The organism is Corynebacterium evansiae (assembly GCF_027570065.1).
GTDB classification, from domain to species: Bacteria; Actinomycetota; Actinomycetes; order Mycobacteriales; family Mycobacteriaceae; genus Corynebacterium; species Corynebacterium evansiae.
The window spans coordinates 213438-232547 of the sequence record NZ_JAKMUT010000004.1; the positions used below are offsets into that span (position 1 = coordinate 213438).

Consider the following 19110-nt stretch of genomic DNA (forward strand, 5'->3'; position numbering starts at 1 on the left):
AGGGTGAGCGCCACCAATGATGGAATGGCTGATCAACGCGCCGGTGTGGATCCAAACCCCGCTGGTGTTCCTCGCCCTATTCGTGGTTTGCACCGTGTTGGCCTTAGTATGGCAGGTGATTGCGCTGCGGATTTTCCCCGCCAGCGCGGAGGAACAGCGCGTGCACGGGGCGCTTTCGCTGCACGAGATGTTCGCGAGCCGCAGCTCGGTGCCGTTAGACGGCGACGCTAAGCGTAGCGCCGGAGACGACCAGAAGCGCTAAGACGGACCAGAAGTGGTCAGAAACAGAAACAGAGACAGAAGAGACGGAGAGGACTAGCAGCCGATGAAACACCACTCCAAGGTGCGCCAGGCGTTGGCCCTGCTGCTGGTTCTGCTGCTCGTGGCCTGGCTGGCCACCAGCGTCTTCTAGCCCAGCGCGCTCCCAGCGAGCGCGCTGCTAGCCCTCGCCGCGGGTGGCGGCCAGCACGTCGCGAGCCAGTGGCATGTTCGCCAGATCCTCCACCAGCACTGGGTTGCCCGCGCCGTCACACAGCGGTACGCGCCAGTTCGGGTACAGGTCCTGCGTGGTGCCCGGCTGGTTCTGCGCCCGCAGGTCTCCCACCAGATCCACCAGCGCGGCGCAGCGTAGCAGCGACGGTGTCTGCGCAATGTAGCGGTGCATGGCGCGCAGGATGTACGAGACATCCGGGCGGCGCTCGCGCCCGTGCCGCGGATCGTCCAGTTCCTGGCGCAGGTCGTTAAGGAAGTAGCCCTCGCAGTCCATTCCGCGGAAGCCACCGTGGCGGGCGATGGTGCCCAGCACGTCGACCTGCCAGTTGGCATCCTCGGCGAACTCGTCGTCCGAGCTGCGGGTCAGCACTCCCAGCTCCTCGCGCAGGTCGATGTGCCCGCCGCGCAGGTAGCTGGCGGTCGGGGGCAGGTCGTGTGTGGTCACGGAGGTCAGGCAGGTACGGCGGTAGGCCTCCGGCGGTTTCGCCCCGTTGGCGTCGCCCTCAAACCACACGATCGAGGTCCCCATCACGCCGCGGCTGGCCAGGTAATCCTGCACCCACGGCTCGAAGGTGCCCAGGTCCTCGCCGACCACTACGGCACCGGCGCGGTGAGCCTCCAGCACTAGCGCACCGACCAGCGCCTCGTGGTCGTAGGTGACGTACGTGCCCAGGGTGGGGGATTCCATGCGCGGGATCCACCACAGGCGGAACAGCCCCAGCACGTGATCGATGCGGATGCCGCCGGCGGTGCGCAGGATCGTTCGCAGCATGTCGCGCCACGGACGGTAGCCTTCTTCGGCCAGCTTCCAGGGGTGCCACGGCGGCTGCGACCAGTCCTGGCCTTGCTGGTTGTAGCCATCCGGCGGGGCGCCCACGCTGGCTCCGGGAGCCAGTACGTCGGCCAGAGTCTGCGCATCTGCGCCACCGGGATGCACGCCCACGGCCAGGTCGGCCATCAGTCCGATGCTCATGTGTTCGGTTAGCGTGTTCTGTGCATGCAGTTCCTGCTCCTGGCAGAGCATCTGCATCCAGGCGTAAAAGTCGCTGGTCAGCTCCGGATCGTTGGCGGCGCGCTCGCACCATTCGGTGAAGCCCACCAGTCCCGCGCCCTCGCGCTCACGGAAGTCACGCAGCTGCTTCGCGCGCTCGTCGCCGATCCCTGCGGCGTACAGCAGGTGTAGGGCCTTGATTTTGGACGCCACCACGGGGTCCCGCTCCAACAGGTCAGCCGTGTGATTGCGCTTCTTCAGCGGGGCGGCGAGCTGCTCGATCTCCGCGTGCAGCTCGGGGTGTGCGGCGTACTCAGGAGTGTTCTCCACCCGGATGTAGATGGGGTTGGTGTACCGGCGGGTGGTCGGCAGGTAGGGGGAATCCTCCACCGGGGGAGCGGCCTCCGCTGCGTGCATGGGGTTTACCAGCACGAAGTCCGCCCCGCCGAGCTTCTGCAGGGAATCGCTCAAGACCTCGAGGGTGCCGTAGTCGCCGATGCCCCAAGCGTCGCGGTCGCGCAGGGAGTACAGCTGCGCCATTACTCCGGTGCGCGGGGCATCCGGTAGTTCCAGGGCTTGGGGGGAAACCAGCAGGGTAGAAGTAGCCTCCGTGGAATCGGCACGGGCCTCGAGCTGGTGCCAGCCCGCGGGCAGCGCGGGTAGCTGGAAAGTGGCGGTGCCGAAAGTGGTGGCGGCGGCTTCAGCACCGACGGTGATGGGATCGACCCATTCATTGAGCTGTTCGAGGGGGATGGTCTCGCCGTCTTCGGTGCGGACTTGCACCTGCAGGGATTCGCCGTCGATGCAGTGGACATGCAAGGTGCGGGGGCGGTCGGCGATGGCGGTGACGGTGGGAGGCAGCATGCGGCTATAGCGGGCGCGTAGCAGGTCCTCGATGGCCGCCTGTGCAATCTCTTCGGTGAGGGCGTCGGGGTCCTCGGGCAGATCCAGACCCAGCTCGCGGAGTGCGAAGAGCACGGTGCTGCTTTGGACCTCTACCCTTTGGCCGTTCTGGCCGGTGTACCAGGTGGCCACGCCGCACTCGGTGGCCAATTCGTTGAGGATTGCATTGACATCGGAGGCATTTGCGCCGCCGGATTCCACAGAGCTAGTCACAACTGCCATTGTGCAGGGCACCGGGCGCATCTTCCACTTTTCCAGCCTTTTGCAAAAAAGGGGCGAGCGGGACAGCGGGGAGATAGTGGGGAGAAGGCCGCAGCAGCGGGTGTGGGGAATTTTGCCGAAGGTTCGACGTGATTCACGCCACTCATATATGGTTGTAGAAGTATAAGTCACGTTGAGGCTGCGGGCGCAACGACCGAAATTGCGCCCGTTATTCACGTAAAAACCCAGGTCAGGCAACTGTCAGGACATGAACAAAGGGAGCAGCATGACGGAGTACACCTCTGAAGCCCTATACACGATCGACGAGCACGAGACCTGCCTAACGGCAGTCCGTGACCTCGGCGCCGAATCCCCAGACGGGGTGCTGTTTAAGCGTCCGAAGAACTTCGACTGGGTGGACGTCACCGTCTCCCAGTTCCTGGACGACGTTTACGCAGTAGCCAAGGGCCTGGTTGCCAACGGTATCGAGCAGGGCGACCGCGTGGTCATCATGTCCGACACTCGCTACGAGTGGACTGTGCTGGACTACGGCATCTGGGCTGCCGGCGGCATCACCGTGCCGATCTACCCATCCTCCTCCACCTCCCAGTGTGAGTGGATCGTGGGCAACTCCGGCGCGAAGCTGGCCATCGCTGAAAAGTCCGGCCACACCACCCGCCTGAAGACCTTCGTCAAGGAAGGCGACCGCCCGGAGGGCGATGACTCCGCGCACCTCAAGCGCGTGCTGGAGATCAACAGCGGTGCCATTGACATCCTGGTTAACGACGGCCAGGAAGCTGGCATCGGGCAGGACGTCCTGGAAGAGCGCATCGCCAACACCCGCCACGATGACGTTGCCTCCATCGTTTACACCTCCGGCACCACCGGCCGTCCAAAGGGCTGCAAGCTGACCCACCACAATTGGCTGGCTGAGGCCCGTGCCATCCTGACCCACCCGGTCGGCCGCGCCGCTGCTTTCGGTTACCGCAAGCTGACGTTCCTGCCGCTGGCGCACGTGTTCTCCCGCGCGATGGCTCACGCTGCCACCGTCGGTGGCGCTACCCAGACCCACTGGAGCGACATGAGCACCCTGGTTGCTGAGTTCCAGCGCACCAAGCCGAACCTGATCTGCTCTGTTCCGCGCATCTTTGAGAAGGTTCACGCGGGTGTGAAGTCCAAGGCCACGGAGGGCGGTGGCGTCAAGGCCAAGATCTTCAACTTCGCAGAGCGCGCCGCAGTCGACTACTCGAAGGCTCTCGATACCGACGAGGGGCCATCGCTGAAGCAGAAGATCGACCGCGCCATCGGTGACAAGCTGGTCTACTCCAAGGTGCGCGAGGCTATGGGTGGCGAGCTGGATTACGCGATCTCCGGCGGTTCCGCACTGAACCCGGAGCTCATGCACTTCTTCCGTGGCGTGGGTGTGACTCTGTACGAGGGTTACGGCCTGACCGAGTGCACCGCCGCAGCCTGCACTAACTTCGCCCCGGACAACATTATCGGCACCGTCGGCCGCCCGCTGGGTGGCATCACCGTCAAGATCGCCGATGACGGCGAGATCCTGCTGAAGGGCGACATGGTCTTCGCCGGCTACTGGGAGAACGAGGAAGCTACTGCGGAATCCTTCACTGAGGACGGCTTCTACCGTACGGGCGACCTGGGCAAGTTGTTGCCCACCGGCCACCTGAAGATCACTGGCCGCAAGAAGGAAATCATCGTCACCGCCGGTGGTAAGAACGTGTCGCCTGGCCCGATGGAGGACATCCTGCGCTCCGCTCCTCTGATCTCCCAGGCCATGGTCGTTGGAGACGATCAGAAGTTCGTCGGCGCCTTGATCTCCCTGGACGAGGAAGCTGCCAAGAAGTGGAAGGAAAACAACGGCGTCGCCGAGAACGTCTCCATCCGCGAGCTGGCGAAAAACCCGGTCCTGCGCTCCGAGATTCAGGATGCGATCAACGAGGCCAACGCCACTGTCTCCCACGCTGAGGGCATCAAGAAGTTCCGCATCGTCCACCGCGACTTCACCGAGGAGAACGACGAGGTCACTCCGTCGCTGAAGCTGAAGCGCTTCGTTGTGGCGAAGAACTTCGCCGACGATATCGCCTGGATCTACAACTCAAAGTAAGTTAAGAAATCCGCTCCGCGACACCGGCCACGCCTCCGCGCGTGACCGGTGTTCTTGTTTTAGAGTTGTCTGCGGTATCAACCAACACATGGGCTGTGACGGGCCCAGGGGAGAGGAGAACGCGTGCACTACGATGCTGCCCTGCGCGTTCGCGAGCTCACCCAAAATATCTACGACATTGGCGACGAGATCGCCGATTACATCAATCACGTCTCCCAGGCCATCGCCGATTGGGATGCCGACCTGGTGGAAGACTGCCTGCTGGAGCTGGAGGAGATCGTCGCAGAGGGGCGCGCTGAGGTGCGCCCCGGCCTGTCCGAGCTCAACGGCCTGCGCCAGGCTTTCGTCTCCGGCGTGCGCGCCGGCAGCATGTCCGGCGTGACTCCCTCGCGCACCCCTCGCGCCCTCGGAGGCAGCGTTGCCCGCGGCAGCGACTACCCGCACCCCGGCCGCACCTTGAGCTTTATGCACAGGAAGCCCGGTGCGTCCGCTCGCCGTTCTCTTTCTGACGCCACCACCCCAACCGCCGCCGGCACCAGCGACCCGCGCAGTGCCCGTGGCGCGGAGTTCGCTGATACTTCCGCCGAGCACGCGCCGGCGACGATGGCCTCCACGGCCTCCTGGCGCATGTGGCTGCGCGAGCAGGCCGAGCGTATCCGCGCGGACCTGCGCGAGGTGGAGGACTGGGTGATCAACCAGACGCAGTGCGCCCTGGAATCCCAGTCCGTGCTGCTGCCGCAGGCATACGTGAAGGCCGAGCAGCGCACCATCGAGCTGGTAGGCCACTGGCGGGAGGTCATTGCCCGCCAGCCGGAGCTGGCCGCGGGCATGCGCGGCGAGGCGCCGCCGGAGTTCCTGGCAGAGCGCGCCCGGGTGGAGGAGATCGTCGGCCGCCTGCAGCGACGCAAGCGCGGCACTGCGGTCTAGCGCCAGTACCGCCAGCACGGCTAGTACTATGCACGTAGTATGCATGGCCTTTATATCCACGTCCCCTTTTGCTCCACCCGCTGTGGCTACTGCGACTTCAACACCTACACCCCGCAGGAGCTCAGCGCGGCCGACGGCGGCGCTGCAGAGGGTAACACCATCCCCGGCTACCTGGATGCCCTGGAGCGTGAGCTAGAGGTCGCCGCCGAGGTGTGGGATTACCCCGGCGAAGTGCAGACCGTCTTCTTCGGCGGCGGCACGCCCTCCATGCTGGGCCATGAGGGGCTGGCCCGGGCGCTGAACGCCGCTCGCCGTACCGTGGGCCTGGCGGCAAACGCGGAGGTCACTACCGAGGCGAACCCGGAATCCACCAGCCCGGAGTTCTTCGCAGGCTTGCGCGAGGCGGGTTTCAACCGCATTTCCTTGGGCATGCAGTCCGCGATGGGGCACGTGCTGAAGGTGCTGGAGCGCCAGCACACCCCGGGGCGCCCGATTGAGGCAACCCGCGAGGCCAAGCGGGCCGGCTTCGAGCACATCAACCTGGACGTCATCTACGGCACCCCCACCGAGACCGACGACGACCTGCGGCGCACCCTCGATGCGGTGCTGGAGGCGGACGTCGACCACGTCTCCGCCTACTCCCTGATCGTGGAGGACGGCACGGCCATGGCGCGCAAGGTGCGGCGCGGCGAGCTGCCCGCCCCGGACGAGGACACTCTGGCGGATCGTTATGACGCCATCGACGCCCGCCTGCGCCAGGCCGGTTTTCACTGGTACGAGGTCTCTAACTGGGCCAAACCCGGCGGCGAATGCCAGCACAACCTGATCTATTGGCGCTCCGGGCAGTGGTGGGGCGCAGGCCCCGGCGCCCACGGATGCGTGCGGCTGCGCGGGGAAGGCCACAGCGAATCAGGCCTGGTGAGGTTGGTGAATGCGAAGCGTCCGGCGACCTATTGGAATGGGCTGCTGGGTGAGGCCGAGGGGGCGTCAATAAGAAAGGACGGCCTACCCGTGCCAGGGTCGGTGGTGACGACCGAGCGCTTAAGCAACGACGACCTGCGCACAGAACAGGTGATGCTGCGGCTGCGGCTGGCCGAGGGGTTGGACCTGGCGGAGCTGGCGGGCGGAAGCGATGGCGCGAACAGTGCTAACAGTGCTAATCCCGCCCAGAACGCGGAGCTGGGACAGGTGATCGAGCGCTACACAGGCCTGGGGCTGCTGGACAAACGCGGCGAGCGCCTAAGATTGACGGATAAAGGGCGCTACCTGGCCGACGGAATCGTCACGGACATCGTGTTGGCGCTCGGGCTTTAAGGGCCAATCGAGAGCTAATTGAGGCTAATCGGACTCACGCGAGGAGTGAAGGATTTGTCGAGCGGAACTGAACACAGAAGGAACCAGGTGCTGCGGGCGATCGTCAGTGATTTCATCGCCTCGCACGAACCGGTGGGCTCGAAGATGCTGGTGGATAAACACCAACTGGGCGTTTCCTCCGCGACGATCCGCAACGACATGGCGGTGCTGGAAGCCGAGGGGTACATCACCCAACAGCACGCCTCCTCCGGGCGCATCCCCACGGTGAAGGGCTACCGCCGCTTCGTGGACGGCATCCACGAGGTCAAGCCGCTGAGCACCCCGGAGCGCCGCGCGATCCTGGACTTCCTGGAACACGGCGTGGACCTAGAGGACGTGCTGCGCCGCAGCGTGCAGCTGCTATCCCAGCTGACCCGCCAGGTGGCCGTGGTGCAGATGCCGGACCTGCGGCGCGGGCGGGTGAAGCACTGCGAGCTGGTGAAGTTGGGCAGCCACCGCATCCTGCTGGTGCTGATCACCGACACCGGGCGCGTGGACCAGCGCAACGTGGATCTAGGCCAGCCGATCAGCGACGACGACCTGCCGCGGCTGCGCGACCTGGTGAATTCCGCGATGGTGGGGCGCACCCTGGACGACGCATGCACGAACATCGCCGCCCTGGCCAACGAGGCCAAGGGCAACAGCATGCCCGAGGAACTGCGCGACGTGGCACTCGTGGTGACGACCGTGCTGGTGGAGACTCTGCTGGAGCGCCCGAACGACCGGCTGATCCTGGCGGGCACGCCCAACCTGATGCGCACCAGCGAACTCAGCCCCGTGGTGGAGGCCCTGGAAGAGCAGGTGGTGGTGCTGAAGCTGCTGAATAGCGTGCGCGACCTGCAGGTGCAGGTGAGCATCGGCGAGGAGAACGAGGACGAGGAGCTGCGCGGCGCCTCCGTCGTATCCGCCGGCTACGGCAATGCCAACGCGGTGCTCGGCGGCATGGGAGTGGTGGGGCCAACCCACCTGGACTACTCCGGCACCATTTCCTCTGTGACCGCCGTGGCGCACTACGTCTCGCGGATTTTGAGCGAGGAGTAGGAATAGTAGGATAGTGCAGTTGGTTTAGGACTAAAGACTGCAAGCAGCTTCAAGATAGACGTGAAAAGGACCCGCTGAACGTGGCTCGAGACTATTACGGAATCCTCGGTGTGGATCGCGACGCTACGGACGCCGAAATTAAGAAGGCGTACCGCCGCCTGGCGCGCAAGTACCACCCGGACGTCAACCCTTCCGAGGAGGCTGCGGAGAAGTTCCGCGAAGCCTCCCTGGCCCAGGAGGTGCTGACGGACCCGCAGAAGCGCCAGATCGTGGACGCTGGTGGCGACCCGGAGGAGCAGGGCTTCGGCCAGCCGGGAGCCGGTGGATTCGGAGGCTTCTCCGGCGGCGGCCTGGGCGACATCTTCGACGCATTCTTCGGCGGTGGCGGCGGGGCACGCGGCCCGCGCGAGTCCCGCGTGCGCCGCGGCAACGATGCGCTGGTGCACCTGGAGGCCACGCTGGAGGAGGTCTACGCGGGCATCGACCGCGAGATCACCGTGGAAACCGCCGTGCTGTGCGACGTGTGCGACGGCTCGGGCTCGGCCTCCAAGGCCGCGCCGGTGACCTGCCCGACCTGTCAGGGCGCGGGCGAAGTCATGGAGTTGCAGAATTCCATGCTGGGCCGCGTGCAGGTGCGCCGCGCCTGCCACCGCTGTGCGGGCACCGGCGAGGTTATCGAGGACCCGTGTGAGAACTGCGCGGGCGACGGGCGCGTGCGCGACCGCCAGACCCTCAAGGTTTCCATTCCCGCCGGCATTTCCGACGGCATGCGCCTGCGCATGAGCGGCAAGGGCGAGGTCGGCCCGGGCGGCGGCCCGGCTGGCGACCTGTACGTGGAGGTGCACACCACCGAGCACCCGTACTTCATCCGCGAGTCCGACGACCTGCACGTGAACCTGCAGGTGCCGGCGGTAGACGCGGCCCTGGGTACCTCCGTGGAGGTCAAGCTGCTGGACGATTCCATCGCCACCGTGGACATCGCGCCGGGCACCCAGCCGGATGCCACCATTCGCCTGTCCGAAAAGGGCATGCCGCACCTGCGCCGCGAGGGCCACGGTTCCCTGATCGCCCACGTGGAGGTCATGATCCCCACCGACCTCAACCACAAGCAGCGCGACCTGCTGGAGAAGCTGCGAGAGGCCAGCTCCCAGAACGCTGGCGTGGCCTCGAAGGACGAGTCCCACAGCGGCTTCTTCTCCCGCCTGCGCTCGAAGTTTGGCCGCTAATCCATGACGGATCCGGTGTTCATCCACCCCATTCCCGAGCCGGTTGCCGTCGGCGATCGCTTCCGTTTGACCGGCTCGGAGGCCAAGCACGCCTCCGTGAAGCGCCTCGAGGTGGGCGAGGGGTTGGTCATCACCGATGGCGCCACACGCGCGGTTCAAGGTTCTTTTCTTGGTGACGCCACCGTGGAGGTCGCCGACATTCTCGAGCTGCCCACCCCGCACCCGCGGGTGACGGTGGTGCAGGCGATTCCAAAGTCCGATAGGGCGGAGCTGGCCGTGGATCTGGCGGTACAGGCGGGCGCAGATCGGATTGTGCCGTGGGCTGCCCGCAGGGCTATCGCCAAGTGGGATGGCAAGGAGGCCAAGGCGCACGCGAAGTGGGAGAACGCCGCCCGGGCGGCCGCCAAGCAGTCCCGGCGTTTACAGATCCCGGAGGTTACCCAGCTGGTGCGCAGCCCGGAGGAGCTGGCGCGGGTGCTGGGGCTGGGGGAGGCCGGCACCGCTGCGAGCGGCACCGGCGCCGTCCGCGTGCTGGTGCTGCACGAGGAGGCCACCGAGCCGCTGCCCGCGGTCGTCACTGCGGCAGTAGGCAGTGTCAGCGCCGCAGCCAGTGACGCGGCCAGTGACGCGGGCGCCACCGAGATCGCCCTTGTCGTCGGCCCCGAGGGCGGCATCAGTCCGGAGGAACTCGCCGAGTTCGAGCAGCTGGGAGCCACCCCGGTTCGCCTGGGGCCGGAAGTTCTGCGCACCGCCACAGCCGCCGCTGTTGCGCTGGGAGCCATCGGCGCTGTCACGGACCGTTGGCGGTAGGATCGATACACATGACGTCACCCAACTCCGCTAGGTCACCGCGCCCCCGCGTAGCCAGCTCTACCGTGGAGCTCGACCCGGAATCGGTTCTGGCCGTCGCCGGCCCGGCAGATGAGAACCTGCGGGTGCTGGAGCACGCCTTCGACGCGGACATCCTGACCCGCGGCAACCGCGTGACGATCCGCGGCGAGGCCTCTGAGGTCTCCCAGGCGCGCCGGGTGTTGCAGGAGATGATCAACCTGGTCAGCCGCGGCCATGCGGTGGATCCGGCCGCCACAAAGCGCGCGATCACCCTGGTGGAGGAGCAAGCCCCGGCGCTGGTTTCCAGCAGCGATTCCGCACCCATCGTCTCCTACCGTGGCAAGACGGTGCGCCCGAAGACGCCTGGCCAGCAGGAGTACGTGGAGGCCATCGACGAGGACGCGATCGTATTCGGCATCGGCCCGGCCGGTACGGGTAAGACGTATCTAGCGATGGCCAAGGCCGTGCAGGCCCTGCAGGCCAAGGACGTCAATCGCATCATCCTTACCCGCCCGGCAGTGGAGGCGGGGGAGAAGCTGGGCTTTCTGCCCGGCACGCTCAGCGACAAAATCGACCCCTACTTGCGCCCGCTGCACGATGCGCTGCGGGAGATGGTGGATCCGGAGACGATTCCCCGGCTGATGGATACCGGCGTGATCGAGGTCGCGCCTCTGGCCTACATGCGCGGCCGCACGCTTAATGATTCCTTCGTGGTGCTGGACGAGGCGCAGAACACCACCCCGGCGCAGATGAAGATGTTCCTCACCCGCCTGGGCTTTGGCTCCAAGATGGTGGTCACCGGCGACCTGAGCCAGGTGGATCTGCCGAACCGTCAGGAGTCCGGCCTGAAGGTTGCCCGTCAGGTTCTGCAGGGCGTGGATGGCGTGTCGATCATCAACTTGGATTCCGACGACGTGGTGCGCCACCGGCTGGTCTCCAAGATCGTGGAGGCCTATGGCACCTACGAGCTGGACAATGAAATTTAACGGAAATCTAGCGGAAATCTAGCGGCAAGCACGAACTACCAAAGGCAAGCACCCAATGAGCATCGAAGTTTTTAACGAATCCGGCCGCGGCGAGGTCAACGAGGAAGAGTTGATCGACGTCGCCCGCTACGCCCTGTGGACCCTCGACGTCCACCCGGCCGCCGAACTATCTATCCACATTGTGGACCTGGAAACCATCGAGGACCTGCACGTTAGGTGGATGGATCTGCCCGGCCCTACCGATGTGATGAGCTTTCCTATGGACGAATTGACGCCAGGTTGGGGCCGCAAGGATGCGGCGGAGCCCTCCCCGGCGATGCTGGGTGACATCATGCTGTGCCCCGACTTTGCCGAAGGGCAGGCGACCCGTGCGGGCCACTCCCTGGCTCACGAGCTCGACCTGCTGACCGTCCACGGGGTGCTGCACCTGCTGGGCTTCGACCACGTCACCCCGGAGGACGAGCAGAAGATGTTCGCCCTGCAGAATGAGATCCTGGCGAACTGGTACGACTCCCAGGAGGAGCGCGGCGTGAGCTTCGCCCCGAAGCCAACCGGCGCCGGGGCCTTCCCCAGCGCCGCGGACCGCGACGATACCCAGGACTAGAACCCACCCAAACCCAGGAAGACCTAGAAGCTTCGAAAGATGACGATCGACATCCCCTTATCCATCCCGTTCGCGATCCTTGCGCTCTTCCTCGGAGGTGTGCTGTCGCTGGTGGAAACGGCAGTGTCCTCGCTCTCCGCGGCGCGGGTGGAGAACCTGGTGAAGGAGGATCGCCCGGGCGCGGCCCGGCTGGAGCGGGTGCTCGAGGGGCGGGCTGGCCACATTAACCTGTTGGTGCTGCTCCGCACCATCTGCGAGGTCTCCGGCGCGGTGCTGGCCGCCGCCGCGTGTGTGGAGCTGATGGGCTCGCGCGGCTGGGCTTTCGCCACCGCCATCGTGATCGTCACGCTGCTGACGTTCATCCTGATCGGCGTGCTCTCCCGCACGCTCGGCCGGCAGAACCCGTACACCATTAGCCTGGCGACCGCCCCGATCCTGCTGGGCCTATCCAAGCTACTGGGCCCCATCGCCAAGCTGCTGGTCGGCGCGGGTAACGTGCTGACCCCCGGCCGGGGTTTCCGCAACGGCCCCTTTGCCTCCGAAATCGAGCTGCGCGAGATGGTGGACATCGCCTCCGAACGCGGCGTGGTGGAGATGGACGAGCGCCGGATGATCCAATCCGTATTCGACCTTGCCAACACCTCGGCGCGCTCCGTGATGGTGCCGCGGCCAGAGATGGTGTGGATTGAGGCCGACAAGACCGCCGGCCAGGCCACCAGCCTGTGTGTGCGCACCGGTCTTTCCCGCCTGCCCGTGGTGGGCGATGACGTGGACGACATTGTGGGCGTCATTTACCTCAAAGACCTCATCGCAGAGACCTATCACATGACCGACGGCGGCAGCTCCATCCGCGTGCGCGACTGCATGCGGCCTGCCGTGTTCGTGCCGGACTCGAAGAAGCTGGACGACCTGCTGGAGGACATGCAGCGCGACCAGATCCACATCGCCATGCTCATCGACGAATACGGTGCCGTGGCGGGGTTGATCTCTATTGAGGACATCCTGGAGGAGATCGTCGGCGAGATCACCGACGAATACGATACGTCGGAGCAAGCGCCGATCGAGCCGCTGGAGGACGGCAGCTACCGGGTGCAGGCGCGCCTGTCGCTGGAGGAACTCGAGGAGCTTTTCGAGGACGTAGAGTTCAGCGAGGCGCAGCACGAGGAAGTGGATACCGTCTACGGCCTTGGAGCCTTCGAGCTGGGCAGGGTGCCGATCCCGGGGGCGGAGATTTCCACCGCCGGTCTGCATGTCCGTTACGAGGGCGGGCGCGACCGCCGTGGGCGCGTGAAGATCCGTACCGCCGTGGTGACCCGCGAGCAGCAGCCTGAAGGCACTGGTGATGCCAGCCGCGATGGTGAGGCGGCGGAACAAGATAAAGCCGCTGGCGATAAAGAACAGCAATAAGGGATACTTGATGACCATGAACGATCCTTATATCCCCGAAGACCCCTTCGACCCGGGCGCGGGAATGCCCGAAGGGGCGGGCGTGGCGCCCGAAGAGATGGAAGTGCCGGAGGAATACCGCGCTCCGGAGGGCTTCCGCTCCGGGTTCGTCAGCTTCGTCGGCCGCCCCAACACCGGCAAGTCCACCCTGACGAACGCGCTGGTGGGGGAGAAGATCGCCATCACCGCCGACCAGCCGGAAACCACGCGCCACCCCATCCGCGGCATCGTGCACCGCGAGGACGCGCAGATCATCCTGGTGGACACTCCCGGACTGCACCGGCCCCGCACGCTGCTCGGCGAGCGGCTAAACGAGGTGGTGAAGGAAACGTACTCGGATGTGGACGTCATCGCCATGTGCGTGCCCGCGGACGAGAAGATCGGCCCGGGGGATCGCTGGATTGTGGACGCCGTGCGTTCCGTCGCCCCGAAGACTCCGCTGATCGGTGTGGTGACGAAGCTGGACAAGGTCTCCAAGGACCAGGTCGGCGCGCAACTGCTGGCGCTACACGAACTGCTGGATGGGGCGGACGTGGTGCCGGTTTCCTCCACCAAGCAAGTGCAGCTGGACGTGCTGCTGGACGTGCTACGCGACCAGCTTCCGGAGGGGCCGAAGTTCTACCCGGACGACCACGTGACCGACGACGACCGCGATACCCGCATGGCCGAGCTGATCCGCGAGGCCGCGCTCGAGGGGCTGCACGATGAGCTGCCGCACTCCGTGGCCGTGCAGATCGAGGAGGTTGTGCCGAACCCGCAGCGCGAGGGCGTGTTGGACGTGCACGCGGTGATCTACGTGGAGCGCGAAGGCCAGAAGGCGATCCTGCGGGGCAAGGACGGTCGGCGCCTGTCGCGCATCGTCCACCGCTCGCGGCTGGAGATCGTGAAGATGCTGGACCAGAACATCTATCTGGACGTGCACATTAAGGTGGCGAAGAACTGGCAGTCGGACCCGAAGCAGCTGGGACGGATGGGGTTCTAGCGGCTTGGTCTTGACCTGGGGCTGAACTGGGTTTGACCATTTTTTAGTTCTGAGCCGGTGCGCGGAAGCGAAGTGCGATAGTTTGGTCTAGACCTTGATCTTGAAATTTCGTGGCGCATGGCGCGCCCCTAACCAGGCGCATGGATTGCGCCGCTAGGAAGGGCTACTAGTGACAACTCCGTCTAACCCCTACGGTTCCGATGATTCCGGCAAGCACTCGGCAGACGGTGCTGGCGACAATGGCGCTGGCTACGGCGCTGGCGATAACGGCGGCCTGAACAACGGTTCCGGACAGGACCAGACGCAGGACTACTCCCAGGGCTTCGGCCAGTACGGCCAGGACCAGCAGGGTCAGTACGGCCAGGACCAGCAGGGTCAGTACGGTTCCTACGGCCAGGATCAGTTCGGCCAGCAGGACCAGTACTCCCAGCCGAGCTCCTACGGCCAGCCGGGTCAGTACGACACGAACCAGTTCGACCAGAACCAGTTCGGCCAGCAGGAGCCTTGGGGCCAGCAGGAGCCTTGGGGCCAGCAGAACCAGCCGCAGGGTGCGGCCGGTTTCCAGGCTTACCCGAACCAGCAGATGGCGAACACGACGGGCACCGACAACGACGGTTTCTTCGCTGCCCTGTTCGACTTCAGCTTTAACCGCTACGTCACCCCGTCGGTGGTGAAGGTGCTGTACATCCTGCTGATGATCGTCGTCGGCCTCGTCGTACTGCTGGCGATCATCGGCCTGCTTGCGGCGATGGCGCAGGACGCTTCCGCAATCATCCTGGCGCTCATCGGCATCCCGCTGGTGCTCCTCGGTGCCGCGGCGTGGCTGGCGGTCTACCGCGTTGGTCTGGAGGTCGCTGTGTCCATCATCCGCACCGCGCAGTCGGTGCAGTCCATCGACGAGCGACAGGCGCGTAACTCGACCAACGGGAGCTAGCCGATGGGAAACGAATCTTTTCTTTCCGGGCTCTTCGACGTTAGCTTTGAGAAGTACACGACCCGTTCTTTCCTGCGAGTGCTTTACATCCTCGCCACGATCGTGATCGGTCTGTACCTGCTGTTCTCTTTGATCGGAACCTGGACCAATAGTTCCTTCCTCGAGTTCTCTGCCTATGGGTCCTACTCCGATCAAGGCCAGGCCTATGCGAAGGTGGATTTGAGCGGCGGGGATTCCGTTGGAGGCAAGCTGATTTCCTCCGTGGTTTCGATCTTCCAGTCGATCGTTAACCTGGCGGTCGTCCGTATTGTCCTGGAGGTCTTCGCGGCGCTGACCAGTACTTCCGCCGCGTGGGCTCGCATCAAGCAGCGGGGTATGTCCGCCTAGCTTGTCTAAGCCCGATCACTTTGCAGCAAGCGCTATACTGGCTGCCTATGAGTAGAAGGTCTCGTCCCAGCTTCCGGGACGAGGCCTTTGTGCTTCGCACCTACAAACTGGGCGAGGCCGACCTGATCCTCGTCCTGCTCACCAAGGATAATGGCCTGATCCGTGCCGTAGCCAAGGGCATCCGCAAAACCCGCTCCCGTTTCGGTGCCCGTCTGGACCGTTTTTCCCGCGTTGACGTGCAGATTTATCCTGGCCGTTCACTGGCCAACGTCACCGACGCCGCCACCGTCGCCACCTACGCCTCGCCGATCGTCGCGGATGTCGATCGCTTCTACGCTGGCGCGGCGATGCTGGAGATGGCCCAGGTCTTTGCCGCCGAGCCTTCGTCGGCGCACTCGATCTTTTTTCTTTTGGACGCCGCGCTCCAGCAACTAACCACCTCAGCCCTCCCTCCGGTCAGCGTGGCCGACGAGTTCGTGCTGCATGGCCTGGAAGTCGCCGGCTGGGAGCCCAGCCTGGTCGACTGCGCGCAGTGCGGCAAGCGCGGCCCCCACCGGGCGTTCCACCCGGGGGCCGGTGGTGCGGTGTGCGTGACGTGCAGGCCTCCGGGCGCGTTCACGCCGCCGTCGGCGGCGGTACACGCCCTGTGGCTGCTGAAGAAGGGGCGTCACGAACAAGCAGCCCAAGTACTCCGCGACCAGCAGGGGCAAGACATCGCGGCACAATCGCACCGCCTGCTACTGGCACACGTGCGACAGCAGCTCGAGGTAGGCTGCCCGGCTTACGCGGCGCTATAGGGGCAGTGGTGCGGGTGTGGCAATATGGTACGGGTGAGTAGCACTGAATATCCGCACGTGGACCGTTCCGAGATTCCGCCGGAGCTCCGTCCGAAGCACATCGCGCTAGTGATGGACGGCAACGGGCGCTGGGCTGAGGAGCGCGGCATGGTCCGCACCGAGGGGCACCGCCGGGGCGAGGCTGTGCTGATGTCCTTGGTGGAGGAGTGCATCGAGCTGGGCGTGGATTACCTTTCGGCCTATGCGTTCTCCACCGAGAACTGGCGCCGGTCAGCCGACGAGGTGCGTTTTCTGATGGGCTTCAACCGCGACGTGCTGCGCCGCCAGCGCGACTACCTGAACAGCCTGGGGGTGCGGATCCGCTGGGTGGGGCGCCGCCCGCGTCTGTGGCGCACCGTGATTGCGGAGCTGGAGCAGGCCGAGGAGCTGACGAAGAACAACACGACCATGACCTTGGGCATGTGCGTGAATTACGGTGGCCGGGCGGAGATCGCGGACGCGGCGCGCTGGATCGCCGAGGATGTGAAGGCCGGTCGGCTGAAGCCCCGGCAGGTGAACGAGAAGACGTTCGCCCGCTACCTGGACGAACCGGACATGCCGGACGTGGATCTGTTCCTGCGGCCGTCGGGCGAGATGCGAACCTCGAACTTCCTGCCGTGGCAGTCCACCTACGCGGAGATGGTGTACCAGGATGTGCTGTTCCCGGATTACACGCCGAACCACCTGCGGGCGGCAGTGCTGGAGTTTGCGAAGCGCGATAGGCGCTTTGGAGGTGTGAAGTGAGCGACGTGACCGGTGCAAACGGGGCGGATGCCGCCGAGCAGGTCGAGCAGCCGCAGCCGACGAAGCGCCAGATCGCCCGCTGGCAGCAGTACCTGGCCAACGAGCGTGCCGAGGGTGCCGTCTACCGCGAGCTGGCGCGTAAGAAGACCGGCGAGGAGCGCGCCATCCTCCTGGGGCTTGCAGAAGCAGAGGCGCGCCACGAGGCCTATTGGAAGAACCGCCTCGGTGAATACGTGGGTCTGCCGCGCAAGGCCAGCCTGGATACCCGCATGAAGGCGTGGATGGCGCGACGCTTCGGATCGGTGTTCGTGCTGGCTCTGATGCAATCCTCGGAGCAGCGCAACGAGTACATTTCGGATGCGGACGCCGACGACCAGCTTGCGGCGGACGAGACGATTCACGCCGAGGTTGTCCGTGGCCTGGCCGCGCGCGGGCGCGCCCGCATGTCGGGCGATTTCCGCGCTGCTATCTTCGGCGCGAATGATGGCCTGGTTTCGAACCTGGCGCTGGTACTGGGCATGGTCGGCACGGGTGGATCTTCCCACCTGGTGCTGGTCACCGGTATCGCTGGCCTGCTGGCTGGCGCGCTGTCGATGGCTGCTGGCGAGTATGTGTCCGTGACCTCGCAGAAGGAGCTGCTGGGTGCGAATGCCCCGGATCCGAACGCTAGCCGCTCGCTGCCGAACCTGGACGTGAACCAGAACGAGCTGGCGCTCGTGTACCGCGCCCGTGGCATGAGCGAGCAGGAGGCCGCCGACCGCGCCCGCCGCGTTTTCGATTCCATCATCGAGACGAACCAGCCGGTAGGGGAGCAGGCCTTCGATGCAGAGAAGGTTGGCACTGTGTCCGTGCAGGGCGCCGGGGAGAGCATGGCGGAGCACGCGGCTCCCAAACACGAGGATGGCGGCTCCGGCTTGTCCGCTGCGGTCTCCAGTTTCTTCTGCTTCGCGGTTGGCGCTTTGATCCCGGTGCTGCCGTATATCTTCGGCCTGTCGGGCTCCACCGCAGCGATTGTCGCCTGCGTGATGGTGGGCCTGGCCTTGATGTTTACCGGCTCTGTGGTGGGCTTGCTGTCTGGCGTGGAGCCGGGCCGACGCGCTTTGCGTCAATTGCTTATCGGTTTCGGCGCTGCCGGGGCGACCTACCTGCTCGGCTCGCTGTTTAACGTCTAGTTAGCTGGCGGACTTCTTCTGGCAGTCCCCGCACAGGCCGAAGATCTCGGCGGTGTGGCCGGACTTTTTGTAGCCGAACTTCTTGGCGGTCTCCGCGGCCCAGTCCTCGACGGGGCCGCCGTCGATCTCCACGGTCCGGCGGCAGGAGGTGCACACCAGGTGATGATGGTGGTCGTCGGTGGCGCAGGCGCGGTAGAGGGTCTCGCCGGAATCGTCGTAGAGCGTATCGATCGCGCCGGCTTCCGCCATCTGCTGCAGCGTGCGGTACACGGTGGTCAGGCCGACCTTGTGGCCTTGGGCTACGAGCTTCTGGTGGATGTCCTGGGCACTGCAGAACGTGGTGAGGCCTTCCAATAGCTCCGCCACAGCGCGTCGTTGGCGGGTGTTGCGCTGGCCGATCTTGGGAAGTTTGTTGGTAGCTGGGGTGCTCACGGTGAGCTCGCTCCTTGTGCTCTAAAAGTGCTTTGAATGTGCTCTAAATGTGCTTCAAACGTGCGCTGTGTGGCTAACTAATACCGCTTCTGCAGCAGTCAACCTGCGGTAACTACCCACAATAGGGATCTTGCTGGTAATTTTCAATAAGCTTTCGATAAGTCCTTCTAGGGCAGCTCCAGTGCGGCACGATAGCGGTGTGTGGTCGCCGCGTGCGCGGTGCAGTGGCCACCAGAACCTGAGCCCGCACGCAACAGCGGCGAGCCGGAAAAATATGCCCAAATAATGTGCTCCGGACGCTTGACTTTCTAGAAACCCCCGGGCTAGATTTAAGGCAGTTCCCTTGGGAGCGTGCGTAATCCCCCCCTTCGCAGCTTCCAGTTAAAGGGAACAGGCCCCATTCTCTTTACGAGGAAAGCGTGGCCGGAACCCGCGGTATTTACCCCCCTAACCGCGGGTTCTTTTTTATCTTCACCCATTTTTATGACGCCCCTTCG

The 19110-nt window shown here is 65.0% G+C and carries 18 protein-coding genes; 16 read left to right on the forward strand and 2 right to left on the reverse strand.

Translation table 11 applies throughout. The features are described from left to right. Positions 1-16 precede the first annotated feature (16 nt). On the forward strand, positions 17-262 hold the full coding sequence (locus L8V00_RS06125; protein WP_049050220.1) for a hypothetical protein: 246 nt from the start codon (positions 17-19) through the stop codon (positions 260-262). Between the two features lie 177 nt (positions 263-439). Here the strand turns inward: L8V00_RS06125 and L8V00_RS06130 are convergent, their stop codons facing one another. After that, positions 440-2608: a 4-alpha-glucanotransferase gene (locus L8V00_RS06130; protein ID WP_269944515.1), complete on the reverse strand. Its 2169-nt coding sequence runs from the start codon at positions 2606-2608 to the stop codon at positions 440-442. Positions 2609-2873: 265 nt separating this feature from the next. Between L8V00_RS06130 and L8V00_RS06135 the strand changes: the two genes are divergently transcribed. The 15 genes from L8V00_RS06135 (at position 2874) to L8V00_RS06205 (ending at position 18181) form a co-directional block, all read left to right on the forward strand. After that, on the forward strand, positions 2874-4712 hold the full coding sequence (locus tag L8V00_RS06135; RefSeq protein ID WP_269944516.1) for an AMP-dependent synthetase/ligase: 1839 nt from the start codon (positions 2874-2876) through the stop codon (positions 4710-4712). A gap of 123 nt (positions 4713-4835) precedes the next feature. Continuing rightward, on the forward strand, positions 4836-5639 hold the full coding sequence (locus tag L8V00_RS06140; protein ID WP_070487314.1) for a hypothetical protein: 804 nt from the start codon (positions 4836-4838) through the stop codon (positions 5637-5639). Between the two features lie 39 nt (positions 5640-5678). After that, positions 5679-6953 (forward strand): radical SAM family heme chaperone HemW, encoded by a 1275-nt coding sequence (hemW, locus tag L8V00_RS06145; RefSeq protein ID WP_269944517.1) that lies wholly within the window; start codon positions 5679-5681, stop codon positions 6951-6953. 54 nt (positions 6954-7007) lie between these two features. Continuing rightward, positions 7008-8033, forward strand: coding sequence for a heat-inducible transcriptional repressor HrcA (gene hrcA / locus L8V00_RS06150; protein ID WP_269944518.1), 1026 nt, complete (start codon positions 7008-7010; stop codon positions 8031-8033). Between the two features lie 80 nt (positions 8034-8113). Further along, positions 8114-9259 carry a molecular chaperone DnaJ gene (dnaJ, locus tag L8V00_RS06155; protein ID WP_011273245.1) on the forward strand — a complete coding sequence of 382 codons (1146 nt, stop codon included), beginning with the start codon at positions 8114-8116 and terminating at the stop codon, positions 9257-9259. A 3-nt stretch (positions 9260-9262) separates the two neighbouring features. After that, entirely contained in the window at positions 9263-10069 is an 807-nt protein-coding gene (locus L8V00_RS06160) for a 16S rRNA (uracil(1498)-N(3))-methyltransferase (protein WP_269944519.1), read from the forward strand. An 11-nt stretch (positions 10070-10080) separates the two neighbouring features. Continuing rightward, complete coding sequence (locus L8V00_RS06165; protein ID WP_035005293.1) at positions 10081-11076, forward strand: PhoH family protein; 996 nt, start codon at positions 10081-10083, stop codon at positions 11074-11076. A gap of 55 nt (positions 11077-11131) precedes the next feature. Then, a complete protein-coding gene (gene ybeY, locus L8V00_RS06170; protein ID WP_269944520.1) occupies positions 11132-11680 on the forward strand; it encodes an rRNA maturation RNase YbeY in 549 nt (182 codons plus the stop codon). A gap of 39 nt (positions 11681-11719) precedes the next feature. Further along, complete coding sequence (locus tag L8V00_RS06175; RefSeq protein WP_070487310.1) at positions 11720-13087, forward strand: hemolysin family protein; 1368 nt, start codon at positions 11720-11722, stop codon at positions 13085-13087. Positions 13088-13151: 64 nt separating this feature from the next. After that, a complete protein-coding gene (gene era, locus L8V00_RS06180; protein WP_173362254.1) occupies positions 13152-14108 on the forward strand; it encodes a GTPase Era in 957 nt (318 codons plus the stop codon). 169 nt (positions 14109-14277) lie between these two features. Then, positions 14278-15042 (forward strand): DUF4282 domain-containing protein, encoded by a 765-nt coding sequence (locus L8V00_RS10060; RefSeq protein ID WP_269944521.1) that lies wholly within the window; start codon positions 14278-14280, stop codon positions 15040-15042. A 3-nt stretch (positions 15043-15045) separates the two neighbouring features. Beyond that, positions 15046-15429 carry a DUF4282 domain-containing protein gene (locus L8V00_RS06190; RefSeq protein WP_269944522.1) on the forward strand — a complete coding sequence of 128 codons (384 nt, stop codon included), beginning with the start codon at positions 15046-15048 and terminating at the stop codon, positions 15427-15429. Positions 15430-15476: 47 nt separating this feature from the next. Then, the gene (recO, locus tag L8V00_RS06195) at positions 15477-16226 is read left to right on the forward strand and encodes a DNA repair protein RecO (RefSeq protein ID WP_034985321.1); all 750 of its coding nucleotides are present in this window, start codon (positions 15477-15479) and stop codon (positions 16224-16226) included. A gap of 24 nt (positions 16227-16250) precedes the next feature. Then, positions 16251-17009 carry an isoprenyl transferase gene (locus L8V00_RS06200; RefSeq protein WP_070487307.1) on the forward strand — a complete coding sequence of 253 codons (759 nt, stop codon included), beginning with the start codon at positions 16251-16253 and terminating at the stop codon, positions 17007-17009. Then, positions 17006-18181, forward strand: coding sequence for a VIT1/CCC1 transporter family protein (locus L8V00_RS06205; RefSeq protein ID WP_034985317.1), 1176 nt, complete (start codon positions 17006-17008; stop codon positions 18179-18181). Before L8V00_RS06200 ends, L8V00_RS06205 begins: the two co-directional genes overlap by 4 nt. Here L8V00_RS06205 and L8V00_RS06210 read toward each other — a convergent pair whose 3' ends face one another. Further along, positions 18182-18613 carry a Fur family transcriptional regulator gene (locus tag L8V00_RS06210; RefSeq protein ID WP_049050209.1) on the reverse strand — a complete coding sequence of 144 codons (432 nt, stop codon included), beginning with the start codon at positions 18611-18613 and terminating at the stop codon, positions 18182-18184. It abuts the gene before it with no gap. Positions 18614-19110 lie beyond the last annotated feature (497 nt).

Coding starts and splice junctions, on each gene's coding strand:
- L8V00_RS06125 (WP_049050220.1), top strand. CDS start 17: ATGATGGAATGGCTGATCAACGCGCCGGTGTGGATCCAAACCCCGCTG.
- L8V00_RS06130 (WP_269944515.1), bottom strand. CDS start 2,608: ATGGCAGTTGTGACTAGCTCTGTGGAATCCGGCGGCGCAAATGCCTCC.
- L8V00_RS06135 (WP_269944516.1), top strand. CDS start 2,874: ATGACGGAGTACACCTCTGAAGCCCTATACACGATCGACGAGCACGAG.
- hemW (WP_269944517.1), top strand. CDS start 5,679: ATGCATGGCCTTTATATCCACGTCCCCTTTTGCTCCACCCGCTGTGGC.
- L8V00_RS06160 (WP_269944519.1), top strand. CDS start 9,263: ATGACGGATCCGGTGTTCATCCACCCCATTCCCGAGCCGGTTGCCGTC.
- L8V00_RS06165 (WP_035005293.1), top strand. CDS start 10,081: ATGACGTCACCCAACTCCGCTAGGTCACCGCGCCCCCGCGTAGCCAGC.
- ybeY (WP_269944520.1), top strand. CDS start 11,132: ATGAGCATCGAAGTTTTTAACGAATCCGGCCGCGGCGAGGTCAACGAG.
- L8V00_RS06175 (WP_070487310.1), top strand. CDS start 11,720: ATGACGATCGACATCCCCTTATCCATCCCGTTCGCGATCCTTGCGCTC.
- era (WP_173362254.1), top strand. CDS start 13,152: ATGCCCGAAGGGGCGGGCGTGGCGCCCGAAGAGATGGAAGTGCCGGAG.
- L8V00_RS06190 (WP_269944522.1), top strand. CDS start 15,046: ATGGGAAACGAATCTTTTCTTTCCGGGCTCTTCGACGTTAGCTTTGAG.
- recO (WP_034985321.1), top strand. CDS start 15,477: ATGAGTAGAAGGTCTCGTCCCAGCTTCCGGGACGAGGCCTTTGTGCTT.
- L8V00_RS06200 (WP_070487307.1), top strand. CDS start 16,251: ATGGTACGGGTGAGTAGCACTGAATATCCGCACGTGGACCGTTCCGAG.